Source organism: Kluyvera cryocrescens NBRC 102467 (assembly GCF_001571285.1).
In the GTDB taxonomy this organism is placed as follows: Bacteria; Pseudomonadota; Gammaproteobacteria; order Enterobacterales; family Enterobacteriaceae; genus Kluyvera; species Kluyvera cryocrescens.
In genome coordinates this window covers 1-17559 of sequence record NZ_BCTM01000053.1, presented here as the reverse complement: position 1 = coordinate 17559, position 17559 = coordinate 1, and the positions used below count along the sequence as shown (strand labels likewise).

Annotated in this window: 17 protein-coding genes and 2 pseudogenes; 13 read left to right on the top strand and 6 right to left on the bottom strand. The window is 40.7% G+C overall.

Annotated elements, in window-relative coordinates:
* Nucleotides 1–391: 391 nt before the first annotated feature.
* Nucleotides 392–661, bottom strand: a pseudogene (locus tag KCR01S_RS24985) (integrase core domain-containing protein); the annotation flags it as partial.
* Nucleotides 662–872: 211 nt separating this feature from the next.
* On the opposite strand from KCR01S_RS24985, the gene KCR01S_RS22465 reads away from it, so the two are divergent.
* The 3 genes from KCR01S_RS22465 to KCR01S_RS22455 are packed head-to-tail and all read left to right on the top strand — an operon-like array spanning nucleotide 873 to nucleotide 6908.
* Nucleotides 873–2420 (top strand): type I restriction-modification system subunit M, encoded by a 1548-nt coding sequence (locus KCR01S_RS22465; protein WP_000101606.1) that lies wholly within the window; start codon nucleotides 873–875, stop codon nucleotides 2418–2420.
* On the top strand, nucleotides 2417–3610 hold the full coding sequence (locus tag KCR01S_RS22460) for a restriction endonuclease subunit S (RefSeq protein ID WP_061285137.1): 1194 nt from the start codon (nucleotides 2417–2419) through the stop codon (nucleotides 3608–3610). Before KCR01S_RS22465 ends, KCR01S_RS22460 begins: the two co-directional genes overlap by 4 nt.
* A 58-nt stretch (nucleotides 3611–3668) precedes the next feature.
* Complete coding sequence (locus KCR01S_RS22455; RefSeq protein ID WP_061285136.1) at nucleotides 3669–6908, top strand: type I restriction endonuclease subunit R; 3240 nt, start codon at nucleotides 3669–3671, stop codon at nucleotides 6906–6908.
* A gap of 45 nt (nucleotides 6909–6953) precedes the next feature.
* Here the strand turns inward: KCR01S_RS22455 and KCR01S_RS22450 are convergent.
* Nucleotides 6954–7618, bottom strand: a protein-coding gene (locus tag KCR01S_RS22450) for an IS1 family transposase (RefSeq protein WP_224360164.1) whose coding sequence is annotated in 2 segments (ribosomal slippage) — nucleotides 6954–7402 and nucleotides 7402–7618 — 666 coding nt in all. Because the reading frame shifts where the segments join, the coding sequence is not laid out codon by codon here.
* A 519-nt stretch (nucleotides 7619–8137) separates the two neighbouring features.
* On the opposite strand from KCR01S_RS22450, the gene KCR01S_RS22445 reads away from it, so the two are divergent.
* From KCR01S_RS22445 to KCR01S_RS22415, 8 genes are all read left to right on the top strand, one after another.
* Nucleotides 8138–9124 (top strand): ankyrin repeat domain-containing protein, encoded by a 987-nt coding sequence (locus tag KCR01S_RS22445; protein WP_061285135.1) that lies wholly within the window; start codon nucleotides 8138–8140, stop codon nucleotides 9122–9124.
* A 356-nt stretch (nucleotides 9125–9480) separates the two neighbouring features.
* Nucleotides 9481–9921, top strand: a complete 441-nt coding sequence (locus KCR01S_RS25855) for a hypothetical protein (protein WP_016246254.1) — start codon at nucleotides 9481–9483, stop codon at nucleotides 9919–9921.
* Between the two features lie 15 nt (nucleotides 9922–9936).
* On the top strand, nucleotides 9937–10881 hold the full coding sequence (locus KCR01S_RS22435; protein WP_061285134.1) for an ankyrin repeat domain-containing protein: 945 nt from the start codon (nucleotides 9937–9939) through the stop codon (nucleotides 10879–10881).
* A 176-nt stretch (nucleotides 10882–11057) separates the two neighbouring features.
* Nucleotides 11058–11462, top strand: a complete 405-nt coding sequence (locus tag KCR01S_RS22430) for a hypothetical protein (protein ID WP_001594377.1) — start codon at nucleotides 11058–11060, stop codon at nucleotides 11460–11462.
* The gene (locus tag KCR01S_RS22425) at nucleotides 11459–12670 is read left to right on the top strand and encodes a relaxase/mobilization nuclease domain-containing protein (protein WP_048228106.1); all 1212 of its coding nucleotides are present in this window, start codon (nucleotides 11459–11461) and stop codon (nucleotides 12668–12670) included. Before KCR01S_RS22430 ends, KCR01S_RS22425 begins: the two co-directional genes overlap by 4 nt.
* 188 nt (nucleotides 12671–12858) lie before the next feature.
* Nucleotides 12859–13131, top strand: a complete 273-nt coding sequence (locus KCR01S_RS25725) for a hypothetical protein (RefSeq protein WP_072277217.1) — start codon at nucleotides 12859–12861, stop codon at nucleotides 13129–13131.
* A 49-nt stretch (nucleotides 13132–13180) separates the two neighbouring features.
* Nucleotides 13181–13567: a hypothetical protein gene (locus KCR01S_RS22420; RefSeq protein WP_016239769.1), complete on the top strand. Its 387-nt coding sequence runs from the start codon at nucleotides 13181–13183 to the stop codon at nucleotides 13565–13567.
* A 26-nt stretch (nucleotides 13568–13593) separates the two neighbouring features.
* The gene (locus KCR01S_RS22415) at nucleotides 13594–13914 is read left to right on the top strand and encodes a hypothetical protein (RefSeq protein WP_016239768.1); all 321 of its coding nucleotides are present in this window, start codon (nucleotides 13594–13596) and stop codon (nucleotides 13912–13914) included.
* A 136-nt stretch (nucleotides 13915–14050) separates the two neighbouring features.
* Here the strand turns inward: KCR01S_RS22415 and KCR01S_RS22410 are convergent, their stop codons facing one another.
* Nucleotides 14051–14476: a hypothetical protein gene (locus KCR01S_RS22410; protein ID WP_022646896.1), complete on the bottom strand. Its 426-nt coding sequence runs from the start codon at nucleotides 14474–14476 to the stop codon at nucleotides 14051–14053.
* A 992-nt stretch (nucleotides 14477–15468) separates the two neighbouring features.
* Between KCR01S_RS22410 and KCR01S_RS22405 the strand changes: the two genes are divergently transcribed.
* Nucleotides 15469–16032: a helix-turn-helix domain-containing protein gene (locus KCR01S_RS22405; protein ID WP_000072653.1), complete on the top strand. Its 564-nt coding sequence runs from the start codon at nucleotides 15469–15471 to the stop codon at nucleotides 16030–16032.
* A gap of 69 nt (nucleotides 16033–16101) precedes the next feature.
* Complete coding sequence (locus KCR01S_RS22400; RefSeq protein ID WP_061285133.1) at nucleotides 16102–16407, top strand: hypothetical protein; 306 nt, start codon at nucleotides 16102–16104, stop codon at nucleotides 16405–16407.
* Between the two features lie 173 nt (nucleotides 16408–16580).
* Here KCR01S_RS22400 and KCR01S_RS22395 read toward each other — a convergent pair whose 3' ends face one another.
* From KCR01S_RS22395 to KCR01S_RS25720, 3 genes and pseudogenes are all read right to left on the bottom strand, one after another.
* Nucleotides 16581–16856, bottom strand: a complete 276-nt coding sequence (locus KCR01S_RS22395) for a hypothetical protein (protein ID WP_061285132.1) — start codon at nucleotides 16854–16856, stop codon at nucleotides 16581–16583.
* Between the two features lie 203 nt (nucleotides 16857–17059).
* Nucleotides 17060–17266: a helix-turn-helix transcriptional regulator gene (locus KCR01S_RS22390; RefSeq protein WP_001064738.1), complete on the bottom strand. Its 207-nt coding sequence runs from the start codon at nucleotides 17264–17266 to the stop codon at nucleotides 17060–17062.
* Nucleotides 17267–17388: 122 nt separating this feature from the next.
* Nucleotides 17389–17559, bottom strand: a pseudogene (locus tag KCR01S_RS25720) (DUF6387 family protein); the annotation flags it as partial.

Below are 17559 nucleotides of genomic sequence, written 5' to 3'. Positions count from 1 at the left end.
TAACTCTGCGAAGCCGCTGCGCTTGCTTCTTCGAGTTCCCCTTGCTTTTCTGCCCTTCGGTTAGAAAAGAAGCCAAACTGCTACCAACCTTGAATCTCTATATTTTTGAATAGACAAACATTACCCGCTCCCTTAATCACCACTATCAAAAATAAAAAATCATCTTACAAATAACCCCATACACATCATTTTAGATTGCGACCTTATTAAATTAAAAATTCAACCTTAGATGGAATTTAATGTACAAGGAATGTCCTACTGTAACGGAGAATTTTAAACATTAAAAATTACAACTATGGTTTGTCATAGCCTGTACATCTATTCACCTCATGCATATGCACTAAGAAAGCTTTTTTGAATACTGGAGTTGTCCCTGCTAAAACGGACACGGCTAATTAACTGCTAATATGGCATCACGATATTCGCGTGGCGATTTCATGTTCAACCCCTTGTGTGGATGCAGATTATTATAATCCTCTATCTATTCTGCCATTGTTTCCATCATTTAGACTGCATCCAGCAGATCATCTACGTACACATAATCCCGCTTGAACGTCTTTACAAACGATTCTGCCATGCCGTTACTTCCCGGACTGCGTACTGGTGTAGTACACACGATGAACCACAGTGAACTAGCGAATGTGCGCGTGGCATCGGCTGTGCAGCAATTATGCCAATGACACTGGCTCCATTGACGGCAATGACCTGACATCTACAATCCCGCTACAAAGCATTTACTCCATGAGTCATTGCACTTGCTGAGCTACACGAACACACTAAAACCAGATAATAATTAATCGCTGTATAAGCTCGTAACAAGCGGAACTTTAAGGCAAAATAGGGCCATCTTCCCCCTTCATAAGGTTACGCTAATGGCCAGAAAACCTAAAGAAATCAAAACAGACCCGTTAGAGGTCATCCTGTGGAAAGCGGCAGACAAACTGCGTAAAAACATTGATGCAGCCGAGTACAAGCACGTCGTACTAGGCCTCATTTTCCTTAAGTACATTTCTGATTCTTTTGAATCTCATTATGAGTTGCTGAAAGCCGGTAAAGGCGAGTTCGCAGGTGCTGATCCGGAAGACAAAGACGAGTACACCGCTTACAACGTTTTCTTTGTCCCTGAGCTTGCACGTTGGAACTATCTGATTTCTAAGGCCAAGCTTCCTGAAATCGGTAAGATGGTTGATGATGCGATGGAGCTTATCGAAGCGGGCAATCCACAGTTAAAAGGTGTGTTGCCGAAAGTCTATGCCCGACAAAACCTCGACGCCACTGTTCTGGGTGAGCTGATAGATCTGATTGGCAACATTGCACTAGGAGATGCCAAAGCACGCTCTGCTGACGTTTTAGGTCACGTATTCGAATACTTCCTAGGTGAATTTGCACTGGCAGAAGGCAAACAAGGCGGCCAGTTCTATACGCCAAAATCTATTGTAAGCCTGCTGGTTAACATGCTGGAACCCTATAAAGGCCGTGTCTTTGATCCCTGCTGTGGTTCTGGTGGTATGTTCGTTCAGTCAGAAAAATTTGTAGAAGCACATCAGGGAAATATTGACGATATTTCGATCTATGGGCAGGAGTCCAACCAGACCACTTGGCGTCTGGCAAAAATGAACCTGGCAATTCGTGGGATTAATTCTGAACACGTTCGCTGGAATAATGAAGGTTCATTTCTTAACGATGCTCACAAAGATTTGAAATCTGATTTTATCATAGCTAACCCACCGTTTAACGTTTCCGACTGGTCTGGTGAGCAGCTTCGTGGTGATGCCCGCTGGCAATATGGCATTCCACCTGCTGGCAACGCTAACTTTGCATGGATGCAACATTTTTTGTATCACTTGTCTCCTAAAGGGCAAGCGGGTGTTGTTCTGGCAAAAGGGGCATTAACTTCTAAAAGCTCTGGTGAAGGTGATATTCGTGCTGCACTGGTAAAAGATGCCAATGTGATTGACTGTATCGTCAACTTACCGGCAAAGCTGTTCCTGAATACTCAGATCCCTGCTGCATTATGGTTTATGCGCCGTGACCGTCATAACAGCAACCAGTATCGTGATCGTAGTAAAGAAATTCTGTTTATTGATGCCCGTAATCTCGGTCATTTAATTAATCGTCGTACCAAAGTACTTTCTGACGACGATATAAAAACCATCGCTGATACCTATCATAACTGGCGTAACAAAGGTGGCGACTACGAAGACGTCGCTGGTTTCTGTGCGTCAGTAGACATTGCTGAAGTTGCTAAACTCGATTATGTGCTGACACCTGGCCGTTATGTTGGTCTTGCTGATGAAGAAGACGATTTCGACTTTAAAGAACGCTTTACGGCTCTTAAAGCTGAGTTTGAAGCGCAACTGGAAGAAGAGGCGCGTCTGAACAGAGCCATCGTTGATAATCTGGCGAAGGTGGTTTTATGAGTAGGTGGAGAAATTTTTGTATAACTGAATTAGCAGATTTTTGCAACGCACAAAGAATTCCTTTGAGTGCTATGGAACGAGCCCATAAGAAAGGAAATTTTCCATATTATGGAGCGTCAGGAATTGTCGATTATATCGACAATTATATTTTTGATGGCAGCTACATCCTTATTTCTGAAGATGGAGAAAACTTAAAGTCCAGAAAAACACCTATAGCATTTGAAGCTACTGGAAAATTTTGGGTTAATAATCACGCTCATGTCCTTAAAGCTAAAAAGCCCCATTTAACGGCATTGATAATCCAATATTTTTCACAACTTGATCTATCTCCTTATTTAACAGGTGCTGCTCAACCAAAATTAAATAAAGCATCGCTAAATTTGATTCCTCTTTACTTACCAATTGATGAATCTGAACAAAAAACCATCGCCTCTATTTTGTCCTCTCTTAAAGACAAAATAGACCTGCTTCATCGCCAGAATAAAACTCTGGAATCCATGGCAGAAACCCTATTTAGACAGTGGTTTATTGAAGAGACGCATGCGGATTGGGAAATAACGACTCTTGATTGTCATATTACAGTAGCTAAGGGATTAAGCTACAAGGGAGCCGGCCTTACCACGTCAGATAACGGCATTCCACTTTTTAGTTTGAACTCAGTACTTGAGGGCGGTGGTTATAAGAGTGCAGGTATAAAATACTACAATGGTGATTTTAAAGAAAGGCATATTATAAAGCCTGGGGATATCATTGTAGCCAATACAGAACAGGGCCATGAATATCGACTCATAGGGTATCCTGCTATAATTCCAAAAACAGAAAGCGAATTATCCATATATACGCATCATTTATTTAAAATCAGCATCAATGACGATAGTTACTTAACCAATGCTTTTCTGTACTATTTACTTTGCTCCAAAGATATGCATGAGCAAGTTGTTGCTGCAACTAACGGTTCAACTGTAAATCAGCTGTCGGCTGACGGATTACAACGCCCAGAATTCAAACTCCCCCCGGAGTGTATGGTGAAAGAATTCACTACACAGATTGATTTCTTCTGGAAAAAAATAAGTATTAACAACTCACAAATTAAAAACATAGAATCTCTGCGCGACACTCTCCTTCCCAAACTGATGAGCGGCGAAGTACGGGTTCAGTATGCGGAAGAAGCAATCGCATCAGTAGCATAAAATAATTATGCGGGTGTACAGCCCGCTCTCTGGTTAAGCGGCAATAAGGACAGTACGCATGGCAAAGATGACCGAATCCGATATTGAAGTAATGGCAATTGAGCACCTGCAAGGGCTGGGCTATGAGTATGTTTACGGCCCGGACATTGAACCCAGTGGAATCAATCCGTTACGTAGCTATCAGCAGGTTATCCTTGAAGATAAAGTGCGTACAGCATTGCAACGAATTAACCCGCACCTTAGTGAGAAGAAGTGTGAGGAAGCGCTAAAACAGGTGATGCAGATAAGCACACCTGATCTGATGGCAAACAATCTGGCCTTTCATCGCCTGTTGACCGAAGGAATCAATATCGAAGTCAGCAAGGATGGTAATACACAAGGAGAGCTGGCCTGCCTGATCGACTTTAACGATCCCACGAATAATGAATTTTTGGTTGTGAACCAGATAACCATCAAAGAAGGCAATCATACCCGCCGACCAGACCTTATTTTATTCATCAACGGTCTGCCGTTAGTCGTTATCGAAGTTAAAAATGCCGCTGACGAAAATGCAACGGTTGCAGGTGCTTATAACCAGATTAAAACCTATCAGAACCAAATCTCCAGCCTGTTTACCTACAATGCATTTAATGTGATTTCAGACGGACTGGAAGCCAAAGCGGGAACGGTTTCCGCCGATTTCAGTCGTTATATGACATGGAAAACCGCTAATGGTCAAACACAAGCTACCAGTACCCAACCACAGCTCGAAGTTTTATTACAGGGGTTGCTTAATCCTGTAACGCTGTTGGATGTGATCCGCCACTTTATCGTGTTTGAAGCCAGCAAACATGAAGACAGCAAAGGGATTATCAGTATCCGTACCGTTAAAAAAATGGCTGCTTATCACCAGTACTACGCGGTTAATGCAGCAGTACTTTCCACTATTCGTGCCTCAGGTGTAAATGCAGATTCCCCCTCTGCCGAAGTAGCACTGCGCCAGCAGGGACGTAACAGTAAAGTTCTTGTTAATGCGCAAAAAACCGGAGATCGTAAAGCGGGGGTCGTGTGGCATACCCAGGGTTCCGGTAAATCGCTTTCGATGGTGTTTTATACCGGGAAGATTGTACTGGCGCTGAATAATCCAACAGTGGTAGTGATCACTGACCGTAACGATTTGGATGATCAGCTATTCGGTACGTTTTCTTCTGCCACTCAGCTACTTCGTCAGACACCAAAACAGGCCAACAACCGGGAAGAACTCAAAGAATATTTGCGTGTCGCCTCTGGCGGTGTGGTGTTTACTACTATTCAAAAATTCCAGCCTGATGATGGCAGCAATATCTATGAGTTGCTGTCAGACAGAACTAATATTGTCGTTATCGCTGATGAAGCACACCGTTCCCAGTACGGTTTCAGCGCCAAAGAAGTTGACGTGAAAGACAACGAAGGCAACGTAACAGGTAAACGCACCGTTTACGGCTTTGCCAAATATATGCGTGATGCCTTGCCCAATGCGAGCTATCTTGGCTTTACCGGAACCCCCATAGAAAAAACGGACGTAAACACACCTGCTGTTTTTGGTAACTACGTTGATATCTACGATATCTCACAGGCCGTAGAAGACGGTGCAACCGTGCGTATCTACTATGAAAGCCGTCTTGCCAAAATTGCCATCAGTGACGAAGGTCGCCAGCTCATTGAAGACTTCGACGATGAGTTTAACGAGGACGAACTGACACTTACTCAGAAAGAACGTTCTAAATGGGCGAGAATCGAAGGGCTGATTGGCAGTTCAAAACGTATTAAAGCCATTGCAGCGGATATGGTTCAGCACTTTGAACAGCGCTTAAAATCTAATGCCGATCATGGTAAGGGCATGATTGTTACCATGTCCCGCCGTATTGCTGCTGAAGTTTATAAAGAAATCATAGCGTTAAAACCTGAATGGCACAGCGATGATCTAAATGATGGCGTGATTAAAGTCGTCATGACCTCTTCTGCTGCTGACGGGCCAGAAATCGCTAAACACTACACCACAAAAAAAGAACGTCAGGTTCTGGCTAACCGTATGAAGGATGACGACGACAAGCTGAAACTGGTGATAGTGCGTGATATGTGGTTAACCGGCTTCGACGCTCCCAGCATGCATACGCTGTATATCGACAAACCAATGAAAGGCCACAACCTCATGCAGGCAATTGCCCGTGTGAACCGTGTGTATAAAGATAAGATAGGCGGTCTGGTTGTTGACTATCTGGGCATTGCCTCTGATTTAAAAGAAGCCCTCTCCTTTTACTCTGATGCAGGTGGACGTGGAGATCCTGCTGAGGTTCAGGAAGAAGCCGTAACGCTCATGCAGGAAAAGCTGGAAATCCTGGAAGGCATCATGCATGGATACGATTACAAAGCTTACTTTGCCGCAACTACCTCACAACGCCTGACAATTATTCTTGAATCAGAAAACCATGTTTTAGGGCTGGATAACGGTAAAGGTAAAATGCGTTTCCTCGCTGCGGTTGCAGCCTTATCGCAGGCATTTGCATTGGCGACACCGCACGATAAAGCAATGGAAGCGGCACCCGAAGTAGCATTCTTCCAGGCAGTAAAAGCCAGACTGAATAAATTTACTGAAAACTCAGACGGATCAGAAGAAGAACACAATGACAGTCTCGAAGTTCGGGTAAAACAGACTATCGATCAGGCTCTGGTTACCGATAAAGTTGTTGATATTTTTGACGCTGCTGGGATACAAAAACCTGATATTTCCGTTCTTTCTGAAGAATTCCTTCAGGAAATGAAGGATTACCAACACAGAAATATTGCTTTGGAAACGCTTAAAAAACTGCTTTCTGACGAGATCAAGGTTCGCTCGAATCAAAGTATCACCCAAGGCAAAAAACTGATTGATATGCTGACCTCTGCAATCAATGGCTACCAGAACAAGGTACTGACCGCAGCGGAGGTAATTGATGAGCTAATCAAGCTTGCCAAGACTATCCAGGAATCTGACAGCCTTGCCAGCCAGTTAAACCTCAGCGCTTATGAATATGCCTTCTATTCTGCTGTTGCAGATAACGACAGTGCTCGCGAGTTAATGGAAAAGGAAAAACTACGAGAACTGGCAGTCGTACTTACGGAGGCTATCCGCAACAATGTCAGTCTTGACTGGACAGTGAAAGAAGCAGCAAGAGCAAAAATTCGCGTGGTGGTAAAACGTCTGCTCAAAAAATATGGTTATCCGCCTGATATGTCATTGCTCGCCACAGAGACTGTTTTGAAGCAGGCTGAACTTTTAGCTGGAGAATTAGGAAAATGATTCCCTAAATTTTTAGCATATAAACTATTTGGTAATGGTCCCAACTTATTGATAGTGTTTTATGTTCAGATAATGCCCGATGACTTTGTCATGCAGCTCCACCGATTTTGAGAACGACAGCGACTTCCGTCCCAGCCGTGCCAGATGCTGCCTCAGATTCAGGTTATGCCGCTCAATTCGCTGCGTATATCGCTTGCTGATTACATGCAGCTTTCCCTTCAGGCGGGATTCATACAGCGGCCAGCCATCCGTCATCCATATCACCACGTCAAAGGGTGACAGCAGGCTCATAAGACGCTCCAGCGTCGCTATAGTGCGTTCACCGAATACGTGCGCAACAACCGTCTTCCAGAGCCTGTCATACGCGTAAAACAGCCAGCGCTGCCGCGATTTAGCCCCGACGTAGCCCCACTGTTCGTCCATTTCCGCGCAGACGATGATGTCACTGCCCGGCTGTATGCGCGAGGTTACCGACTGCGGCCTGAGTTTTTTAAGTGACGTAAAATCGTGTTGAGGCCAACGCCATTCATGGCCATATCAATGATTTTCTGGTGCGTACCGGGTTGAGAAGCGGTGTAAGTGAACTGCAGTTGCCATGTTTTACGGCAGTGAGAGCAGAGATAGCGCTGATGTCCGGCAGTACTTTTACCGTTACGCACCACCCCGTCAGTAGCTGAACAGGAGGGACAGCTGATATAAACAGAAGCCACTGGAGCACCTCAAAAACACCATCATACACTAAATCAGTAAGTTGGCAGCATCACCCCTTCCTGGCTGTTGAAAAAGACTACGCTGCTTAAATTTTAAATGAGCATCCTCAAGCCGAATAACTTAAAGGATGCTCTTCAAATTTTAATAAGAATTATCAACAGCAAAAAACCTCATAAAAAACACTACTCATTTAATTTCCAAAATTAAGATGAACATTAATAACCACCATTATATTACATGATCTTTTCCATATCCTATAGCATTACTCTCTATAGTATTAATATCTGAGCCTCTAATTATCTCCTTTATACAGATTAGCTCCAATATGGATAAATATTCTTGTGAAAATGGTTAATCCACATCACATAGGATAACCTTAACGTCCCTATGTTCCATTAAGTTAAGAATAACCTTAAGCAAACCAAATCAGATACCCCCTAATAAAACAAAAATAAATTTGAATACCGTAAAATCTGGTGTCATTAATATCTTGAAAACAACAAAAAAGGAGATAAACAATGATATCAAGAGAAAATAATAAAAATAACCTATTCCGTGTAAAGTCTAAAAATGGTGTCCTTCGTTGCCTTAAGGCTGGCATGGATATAAATATGTGCAATAGTAAAGGTCAAACTGCTCTTTTTACCTGTAATGTACCTGAAGCTATACAGGCAATGATTGACGCTGACATTGACATTCACCACTTGGATAATGACGGTAATAATGCATTATTCTATGCTCAAAATGTTGAAACAGTGGAACTTCTTGTCAGCAATGGTATTAATGTTAACCACCGGAATAAGTCAGGCACCCTTGCGATTCAACATATTGATGTTTCACCAGGGTTAGTAAAATATCTTATCAAAGCAGGACTAGATATCCATACCAAAGATAGCTATGGCAATTCCTTTCTTTTCATTCCATTTGAAGGATATGTGTACGATGCACTAATTGAGGCTGGTTGCGACATTAATCATAAAAATATAAGTGGACAGACAGCATTCGATCACTGGCAGTCAGAAAATAATAGCATAGTTGGTAAATATACGCACTGGGAATCTAAAAATGATAACTACATGCGCTTCCTTATCCGTAATATTCACCTTACAAATAGTTCAAAAATTGTATTCAAGAACATTACATTTAAATCAATTGAGCTGTTGTCATTGCTTATAAAACAAAAAAATGAATTTGAGATAAGTGATAAATGTATCATAACACCAACAAATGCCGACGCTAAAAAATTAATTTTACAACTAAAGAAGCTGACAGACATTAGTCATGTTTGGTTTTACATAAGCAGTACATATCTACTGACGCACTATGCAGGAAGACTGCTAATTAAATGGTTAATACGTAATGATATAAAAGTTGATATAGAATCGCTAAAAGAACGCTACTTTTATGAAGAAATCCTCCAGGACAAATTACAGAGAGAGCAAAAGGTTTTACGAACAACGCTTCAAACAGTTACCTGTAAAGCAATTACAAAAAAAAGATTATGAATTGAATCTGCCTGAACACTCTCCCCTTGGCTTTAACCTTTAGTTAGATAGCCAAGGGGCGCTAACATCATTAATTTAATACAAAGCCCCACATTGCACCTTTGCACTTTGATAAATTTATTTTTTAAAACACCCTCATCGCCAATTCATACGATATCAATCACTACTCTCAAACCAAATCAATCAAATAAAACACAGCACTTTTTGATAAAAATAAAATAACAATGAAAAACAACACCTTATATGAAACATAATAAAAACATAACTATTTAATCAAATAAATATAAAAATATATTTGCATTTTGTTTATTTAATAATATATATTTCCTTTGTTAATTAAATAAAGGAGAACTAAAATGAATAAAACAAAATATCCAAGCCTGACTAACTATCTCGCCAAAACAAAAAAGAACGCAGATCTTTATAGATTATATAATCCACAATTTTCTTTTTTCTGCAAAAGTGACACTCAGGAGCAAAGATTTTATTTCGATTATTTCTCAAGACATATGGTCTCGAAGAGAAATATTTTAACCGTATTCTCTATCTATACATTCACCTCTTATAACATGAACAAAAAAGAGACAATAAAAAATTTCATTCGATTTCTCAAAACGACGAATGAAAGTACATTCCATAATGCTTTTTCATTTCGCGGTGGTAACATTTTGTATGTAAGCAACAAAAACATGTTGAAAGAGATCTCATGGTTTTCACTCGCTCGAATTTACGAAGACATTAAAAAAATAAAGGAATATAAAACCAACCATGACAACTATATCAGATTAGTCGCTTAACAGAGGAGAAAAATTATGAATAACAACGCAATAAATACATTACTCTCTTGTAAAACTCCAAAAGACATTCAGGCTTGCATTAATGCAGGCTCCGATATTAATACACTGGATTCGTTTGGAAGAAATATACTGTTTTACTGTAAAAACCCAAGAATGATTGACACTCTGGTTAAAGCAGGAATAGATTTTAACCATGCTGACAACTATGGTCACAATGTTTTGTTTAACCAGCGAAATCCTCACATACTGAAAAAATTGATTGATTCCGGCGTAGATATACACCACAAAAATGGTCTCGGCCAAACCTGTTTATGCTCGTTAGCTGATAATATATCCTGTTGCAAAACCCTGATCAATGCTGGAATTAATGTCAACAATGTGGATAAATGCGGAAGAACAATACTTTTTTACGTAAAAAATCACTCTATCTTTGATTTGATGGTACAGGCCGGTTGCGATATAAACCACAGAGATAACCAGGGTCACGGTATTTTTGAAATTTGCTATTCATTAGGCGATTTCAAAGCCAAAATGCTCATTCGTCATATTAGTATGAAGGATAGCAGTCCAGTAATTTTCAACTACCTCAACAGCGAAAGTCTGCAGATAATGGATTTGCTTCAGAAGAAAAACCTTAACTTTACTATCTCTGATAACTGCCAGGTTTATCTAAGTGCCAATGAAAATGAAATGAGCTCTTTCTTCAGTGAACTAAAGAAGAAGACAGATATCAGCAACACACATTTTCGCCATATTGTACTGCGAGGTTATGATTTACACGAGGACATTGAAACCATTAAATGGTTTATCCGCAATGACATCAAAATGGATAAAAAACAACTGGAACAGCATATTCGACATGATGAGATTTGTAAATATATAGCAGAACATGAGAAAAAGAAACTTAGCGAAATTATGAAACAAACAATCTCTTTAATGCCAGTAAAACGTAGATTGTAACCTCCGCCCCTCCTCACTGTCATAATGAATTTAATATGAACCCTATTTTTACCCAGAGCAGATTACCTAATTAGCAATCTGCTCCACCTCTCTTATTTATAAATTTCGACACTGCCTTGACTTATTTTACCAATGCGCTAACTGTAGATCATGAACACATTTTAAAAAGGTTAGATATGCATAAAAATGAAAGTAAAGAAGATCTATCAAGAAGCTCAAGAAGAGGTAAATTCCATACAGCAAAATATTCACCTAATGAAGTTCGAACTCACTGCGTCAGCGTTCGGTTAAACGAAGAAGAATTATCTATTCTCGATAGTAAAAGAGGCCCTTATAAAAAAGGGGAATGGCTAAGAATGGCATCCCTCAACAAACTCCCACCGGTATTACCTGAAATCAATCGTGAAGCATGGATTAAACTCGGCAACCTTTCACAGGATTTAAACCGCCTGCTGAATCATCTCGACAGCAAAAGCCCTGACAGCGAACTGACCCGTACAGAACTCTTCGCCCTGCGCAGACAAATCAAAACTCTCAGGGATCACCTTATTCCATCAACCTTTCTGGAGCAAGACCAGTGAAAGGCATGCAGAAAATAAAGCGGGGTAAACAGTTTGCAGGTGTGGTTCTCTATAGCCTTAAGTCAGGATCTCACCACAAAATCACGCCTTATATTATCGGTGGCAACATGACGGGAAGCACTGCTGCTGAACTTATCAGTGAATTTGAAGGCACAAGACTACTGCGCCCCGGTGTCGCCAAACCTGTCTGGCATAATTCGCTTCGCCTGCCAAAGGGAGAAACACTGTCAGTCAGACAATGGGCGGCATTCGCTGACGATTATATGACCCGGATGGGATTCACTGAAACCCATCTTCGCTGCTATATCATGCACGATGATTCGGACGGGCAGCATATCCATATAATAGCTAACAGAATTAACATGGTCGGTGGGAAGCTGTACCTTGGGAAAAATGAAAATCTTATCAGTACCCGGATTATCAGCGAGCTGGAGAAAGTCCACAAACTCACTCAAACCACATCTGCAATCAGTAGTCATAGTCAGGAGAAAAGAAAGCCTTCCCGCAACGAGCTGATGATGGCTGAAAGAACGACAACTCCCTGCCCCAGGTCCACTCTGCAGAGCCTGATTGATAATGCGTTAACCGGCCGCCCTGATTTGCTGACTTTTATCACTATGCTGGAAAAGGAAGGCGTGAACTGTAAACCCAATATCGCCTCAACGGGAAAAATGAACGGCTTTTCATTTCAGTACCAGGGCATTGCCTTTAAAGCGTCTCAGCTTGGAAAAAAGTATGGCTGGTCTTCTCTGCAAACACAGATTGATTTTACACCAGAGCACCTGGCTTTACTGAAAAAAGAGCAACAGCAGACTGTGCCAGTGCCAGTGCCAGTGCCAGTGCCAGTGCCATCATGCGAGCCTGAAGAACAGGCTGCAAACCGGGAAACGATTCTGGAGAAAATCCTTCAGCTTGAAGAAAAAATTCGTCTGGAAAGACAACAGGAAACAGTGGGTGTCATTCAACTCAGGAGCAAACTGCACAATACAGCTCGTCAGATACCCCGCCAGCGTCGTCTGCATTCGTGGCTTGTATTGCTCGGCCATATTGTGGCACTTCTCAGGCGCAGGGGCATGTCTCTGTTACATGCCACTGCACATCCTTTCCACCAAATCCTGCACCTGCATCTTCTGACACCCTGTCATTCCATGACAACAAATCCCATTAAAGAACAATTAGTTAAATACAACCCCCATCCTGCACCATAAGTTAAACAGTCCATACTTTAGTAATAGTCAACAAAATATCGATCGTTTATATAGATCGATAAACTAGTTATGATAGTTACAACCTATCAACCAAGATCCATCGATCGGTACAAGCAATTTTACTAAAGCGGATCATTCATCGAAAATGTTCAAAAATACATCACCTTAAATCAGGCCACGGAGTCATGATGGATAGTAAAACGATTAGCTGCCCCTTCTGCTTTACACAAAGCCCGCACGGCGTGCGGATTTGCAAAGGTTGCCATGCAAAAGTGGCCTATGGTGAAAGTCCGCTCAGTGTGGCATTCCTGTTTCAATTCGTGGCATTCGGTCTCGCCTGGTTAGTATTTTCATTGACCGGTAGCACTCCTGTCTCAGTCATTACATTTTTTGCCAGCGTCATTATTCTTATCTGCATAATTAAAAAGAAATATGCAGACAGAGTTTTTTTTATACGGTGATATTAATTTCGCACCACCGCAAACATAAAAAATTAATATGGGAGAACTTATGAACAGATTCATGATTTCTGTTTTTTTTATTTCTGCATTCCTTATTTCTGGTTGTTCAATATCAGGCAACCAGCATCTAAAAAAAGAAACATCACAAAGTCTGCAGTCGAAGATTATCAAAAATAAAACAACGAAATCAGAAATCATTACCGCATTAGGTGAGCCGGAAACCAAAACTACACTTGATAGTGGCAATGAAGAATGGACTTATTCCATGGATAACAATCAGTTTGATGCCACCACATTTATTCCCGTGATTGGACTGCTGACAGGGGGGTCACAGACGCAGGCCAAAACGCTGGAAATCGAATTTAAAGGCGAAACGGTCAGCAAGTGGACGTTCTCTGAAAACAACAGCAAGATGAAAACCGGTCTTATTCAATAACGTACTCTACAGTCTGGGATTATTTTATGAAAACATATGCATTTACCACACTCATTGCGTCCATTTTTTTGCTGAGCGGCTGTACCGGTGAACCGTCTGAGCAGGATATTTACACTGCGATGAATAAGGTCGTGGAGCAGACGAATGCCATCGTTAAATCCATAGCAGGTAAAGATGTCCCGAAAGACGCACTGCGGGAATTAAAATCTGTCAAAAAGCATGACTGCGTGAAAGTATCGGATAAAAGCTATAAATGCAATGTAACAGCTGTTGTCGATAACGAAAAACGCACAGCGGCAGTCACGCTGGTCAAAACGGATGATGGCTGGCAGGTCGTTGACAAGTAAGACCACAGTAAAACAATCCCGCCAGGCAGGACACCAAACCGGTGGCTCCTGCCTTTTTAATGCCCGGTAATGTCTTGCGGGAAACGACTGCTTTTATGTCACTCTGCCATCCCCTGTCCAGTAGGTATCCGCTGCCTCACAGCCTTTTCCTGACCACGGATCCTGGTGGTGTATAAGCCAGAGAACGTGCAATGCGTTTCTTTTCATACTGTGCCAGTAAATCAGCATAAATGTGCTCTGCTTCATCCAGATTGCCTGAAATATAATTCACGAGCGAATTCAGGCAATGCAGTAATGTGTCACTGTTTGCGAGTTGCCTGAGCAGAGGGGCCTTTAGGGTAGAAACGACACCCATAAACATCTGCATGATATTATCAACGTGATAACACGAATTGCGATATTGCGCCCGTGAATAAAAATACTTCAGATGGTATCCAGCGAAAAGCACATAAAGTTTTCTGTAAAAATTATTGTTATTAACACTGTCGCGATGGTGTGTTATATATTTATCAACAACAAATATAAACTTTTCTTCCTGAGATGAAACACAAATATTACTCATAACCCTCTCCTTTTTTGTTTTTATAATTAAGTACTATCAGCTTTAAAATTTAAATCAATACAAAATTGAAAATATTTTATTTTAAAATGACAACTATTTATTCTTTTAATACTGGAAACAGCTTTCGCTGTAGCAATGTTGAGTCCGATCGATTGCATTACCACTTCCTTTTTTCAAAAGCCAGGTAGTTTCCAGATTTCAGATAAAACCCCTTCAGGAATTTTTTTGAGAGAGTGCTACGCACCGGCTCACGCCCCCGACGACAGATATATGTAGATTATTTTTACCCGTCAGATGATAACCCAACATTTAATCCCTCTTGCAGCGCCGCTGAGTGCCCACAGCACTCACTCGCTGAAGCAGAAAGGATTTTTCCGAATGGGTTCCGGCGTGGGCCGTATTAAGTTAACGGGTAAATCATGTAGTCGGGTCCACTCTATCGCTAAACTCAGCAGTCTGAATCTCTGCGCGAAGCGTATTTGTGCTGAGAGCTAAACCCAACTGTCTGAACTCCTGCGCGAAGCGTATTTCTACTGACAGTTAAACACTATAGCAATGTTCTGAAGCCCAGTGGCGCAACACACAGGTGCGCGGGCTTCACTTAAGGAATAATATTACGAAGGAAAATCAGCAATAGCAGTGTTTATCAAACTGTGTACAATGGAATTTTGTGTCAGTCTAAAGCTAAATTTCGGTTTCTTGTTTCTTTATCACTCTTTTATCTTGCAAATACAAAAAGAAAATTAATAAATTACATCAACAAGTTAAGATAGAATATTGGTTGTATCTTTCAGAACCAAAAATTATTAATAACATAACAGGTGATGGTGAAATTTAACACCCTTCGTAATAACTCTGACAACCCTTAATATTTCACAAAAAAATAATCACAGAGCAATAAATATAATATTTTTAAACTTTATTACTAATAATATTGACAAACAAATTTAATATGCCATATCTGTTATCACAATAATAAAAAAGGAGCCATTATGTCAAACACAAGTGTTATGTTAACTAAAGAACAAAAAGCAATTATTGCAGAAGCATTAGATGTTATGCCCGAAGATCTGGAAGAAATAAAAGTTAAAGCAAGTGCCTGTAAAAAGACATCCTTTCGTGACGATTTTTCGATGGTCTTTAAAGATAATACGGCCACGCTCGCCAGAATGGATCTGACACCAACGGCATTCAGAATTGTTATTTATCTCTTCTCAGTCATTGATTATGGAAATATTATCCCTGACTTTTCACAGTCACGTACCGCCAGAGAGTTAGGACTGAATAAATCGAATGTTTCACGTGCATTCAGGGAATTATTTGAGAGGAAAATACTGATCCGTAATGCTGAAGATGGTCAGGTTTACCTGAATTCTAATTTATGCGTAAAAGGTATTCCTCATCGTTTCAATGAAGATCTGATGGATAAATTCAGTAAATCCAGACTTGAGACTGAAGATTTTGCCACTTCATTCAACTTTTATCGCGCAGGGCGCAAAACAAAGCCTGTAAAAAAATCCAGAAACAGATATCCAACTGACGGCATTCCCTTTTAAAAGACATAACAGCGCGGTGATTTTACGCCCCACACCAGCGAAAAACTTAACAAAATAAAGGATATCTTTATGAAGCAAAGACTCCCTGCTTACCTTTACCAGAATAAATTATCAGATGAACAACGCAATCTGAACAATACTGCTCACAATGTGTTTTGGCTTCTCACATTAATCGCTTCATACACACCAGATAAAAACACTGTTTACCTGAACTTTCACCGTGCAACATCCATCGCACAACAGGAAGATATACATATTACGCCAGCCCGATTTTATCGGGCCATCGATGAACTGATTGATACGAATTTTATTATACCTACTGAGTTCAAATACCAGTATCGTTTAAACCCTGTATTTTTCAGTTATCTTAAATAAAACAAAGGGCAGAGAATGAAAGTTTAGGATATTCCTTTCCTGCAATGCTTACTATAGCAAAACCACATGACCGCTATCAAAAGCACATAATTTTTATATATCATTACCAGTAGGATTAAAATAAGAAGGTACAGACTTGTGCTGTCTGTACCCATGATAATTTATTACAGACTTTACACCTTTTTACCTGCGTTATTCTTTCTGATAATATTTTTTTCATTGACAAGGTGCTCAATACACATTCGTACTTCATCATTAATGGTAACATCTGTAGCACCTTCGACCAGTATAGAACACAACAAATAAAGAAGGACGTGCTCAAACTCTATCTCTTCGACTGGATCTACATAATTACGATAGGTTTCAATAGCCTCATACAAGCTATCCGGTGAAGTCACAAATGCACATACAAAATCTTTACCTTCCGGTACTCTGATTGAATTATTCATTTTAAATCTCCTGTATTTATTAATTTATAATGTCACGGTAAAAATGCCATCATAATTTCCACCAATGACATTGTTATTACTTCTTAATACCAAAGCCTAACCTAATACTACTTATAAAATATCAGGCGGCCCTCGGCTCATTGTTGAATAGCACCATTTATTTTTACACACCAAATTTAATACACTCATCATTAGCCCCGTAATCAGGCTGCATTTTTACGTGAACGTTCAATTGCAGATGCGATCCATTCATCAACTTCGCTTTCGACAAATGCAATTGCACGCGAACCAATTTTTATTGGTTGTGGAAATAAACCTTCGTTGATTAGACGATAAATCCAGGCCTTGCCATAGCCGGTTCTGTTCATAACTTCTGGCAAGCGAATTAGGCGGGTATTTTGATTGTTCATTTTGTTTTCCCTTTGTCGTTGTGATGGGATCACTATACGAACAGTTGGGAAAAGAAAGGAGCGAGCTTCCTAACTGCAGGGTTACGGTCTGCCCTGCAGTAGTAGACTTCGGGAATTCGAGATCAGTTAGAATCAGAGAGTTTCATCACATCTGAAACTCTCATGTTTTTCAGGTGGGGATTTCGGTTCATGAAAAAATTGAACTGCCTAATGAAGTCTATCGTTGCAGCTTTCATCGCAAGCGGACGATCTGAGTCTTTAATGTGATACCCTAAACGGGTAGTTGTTTCTTC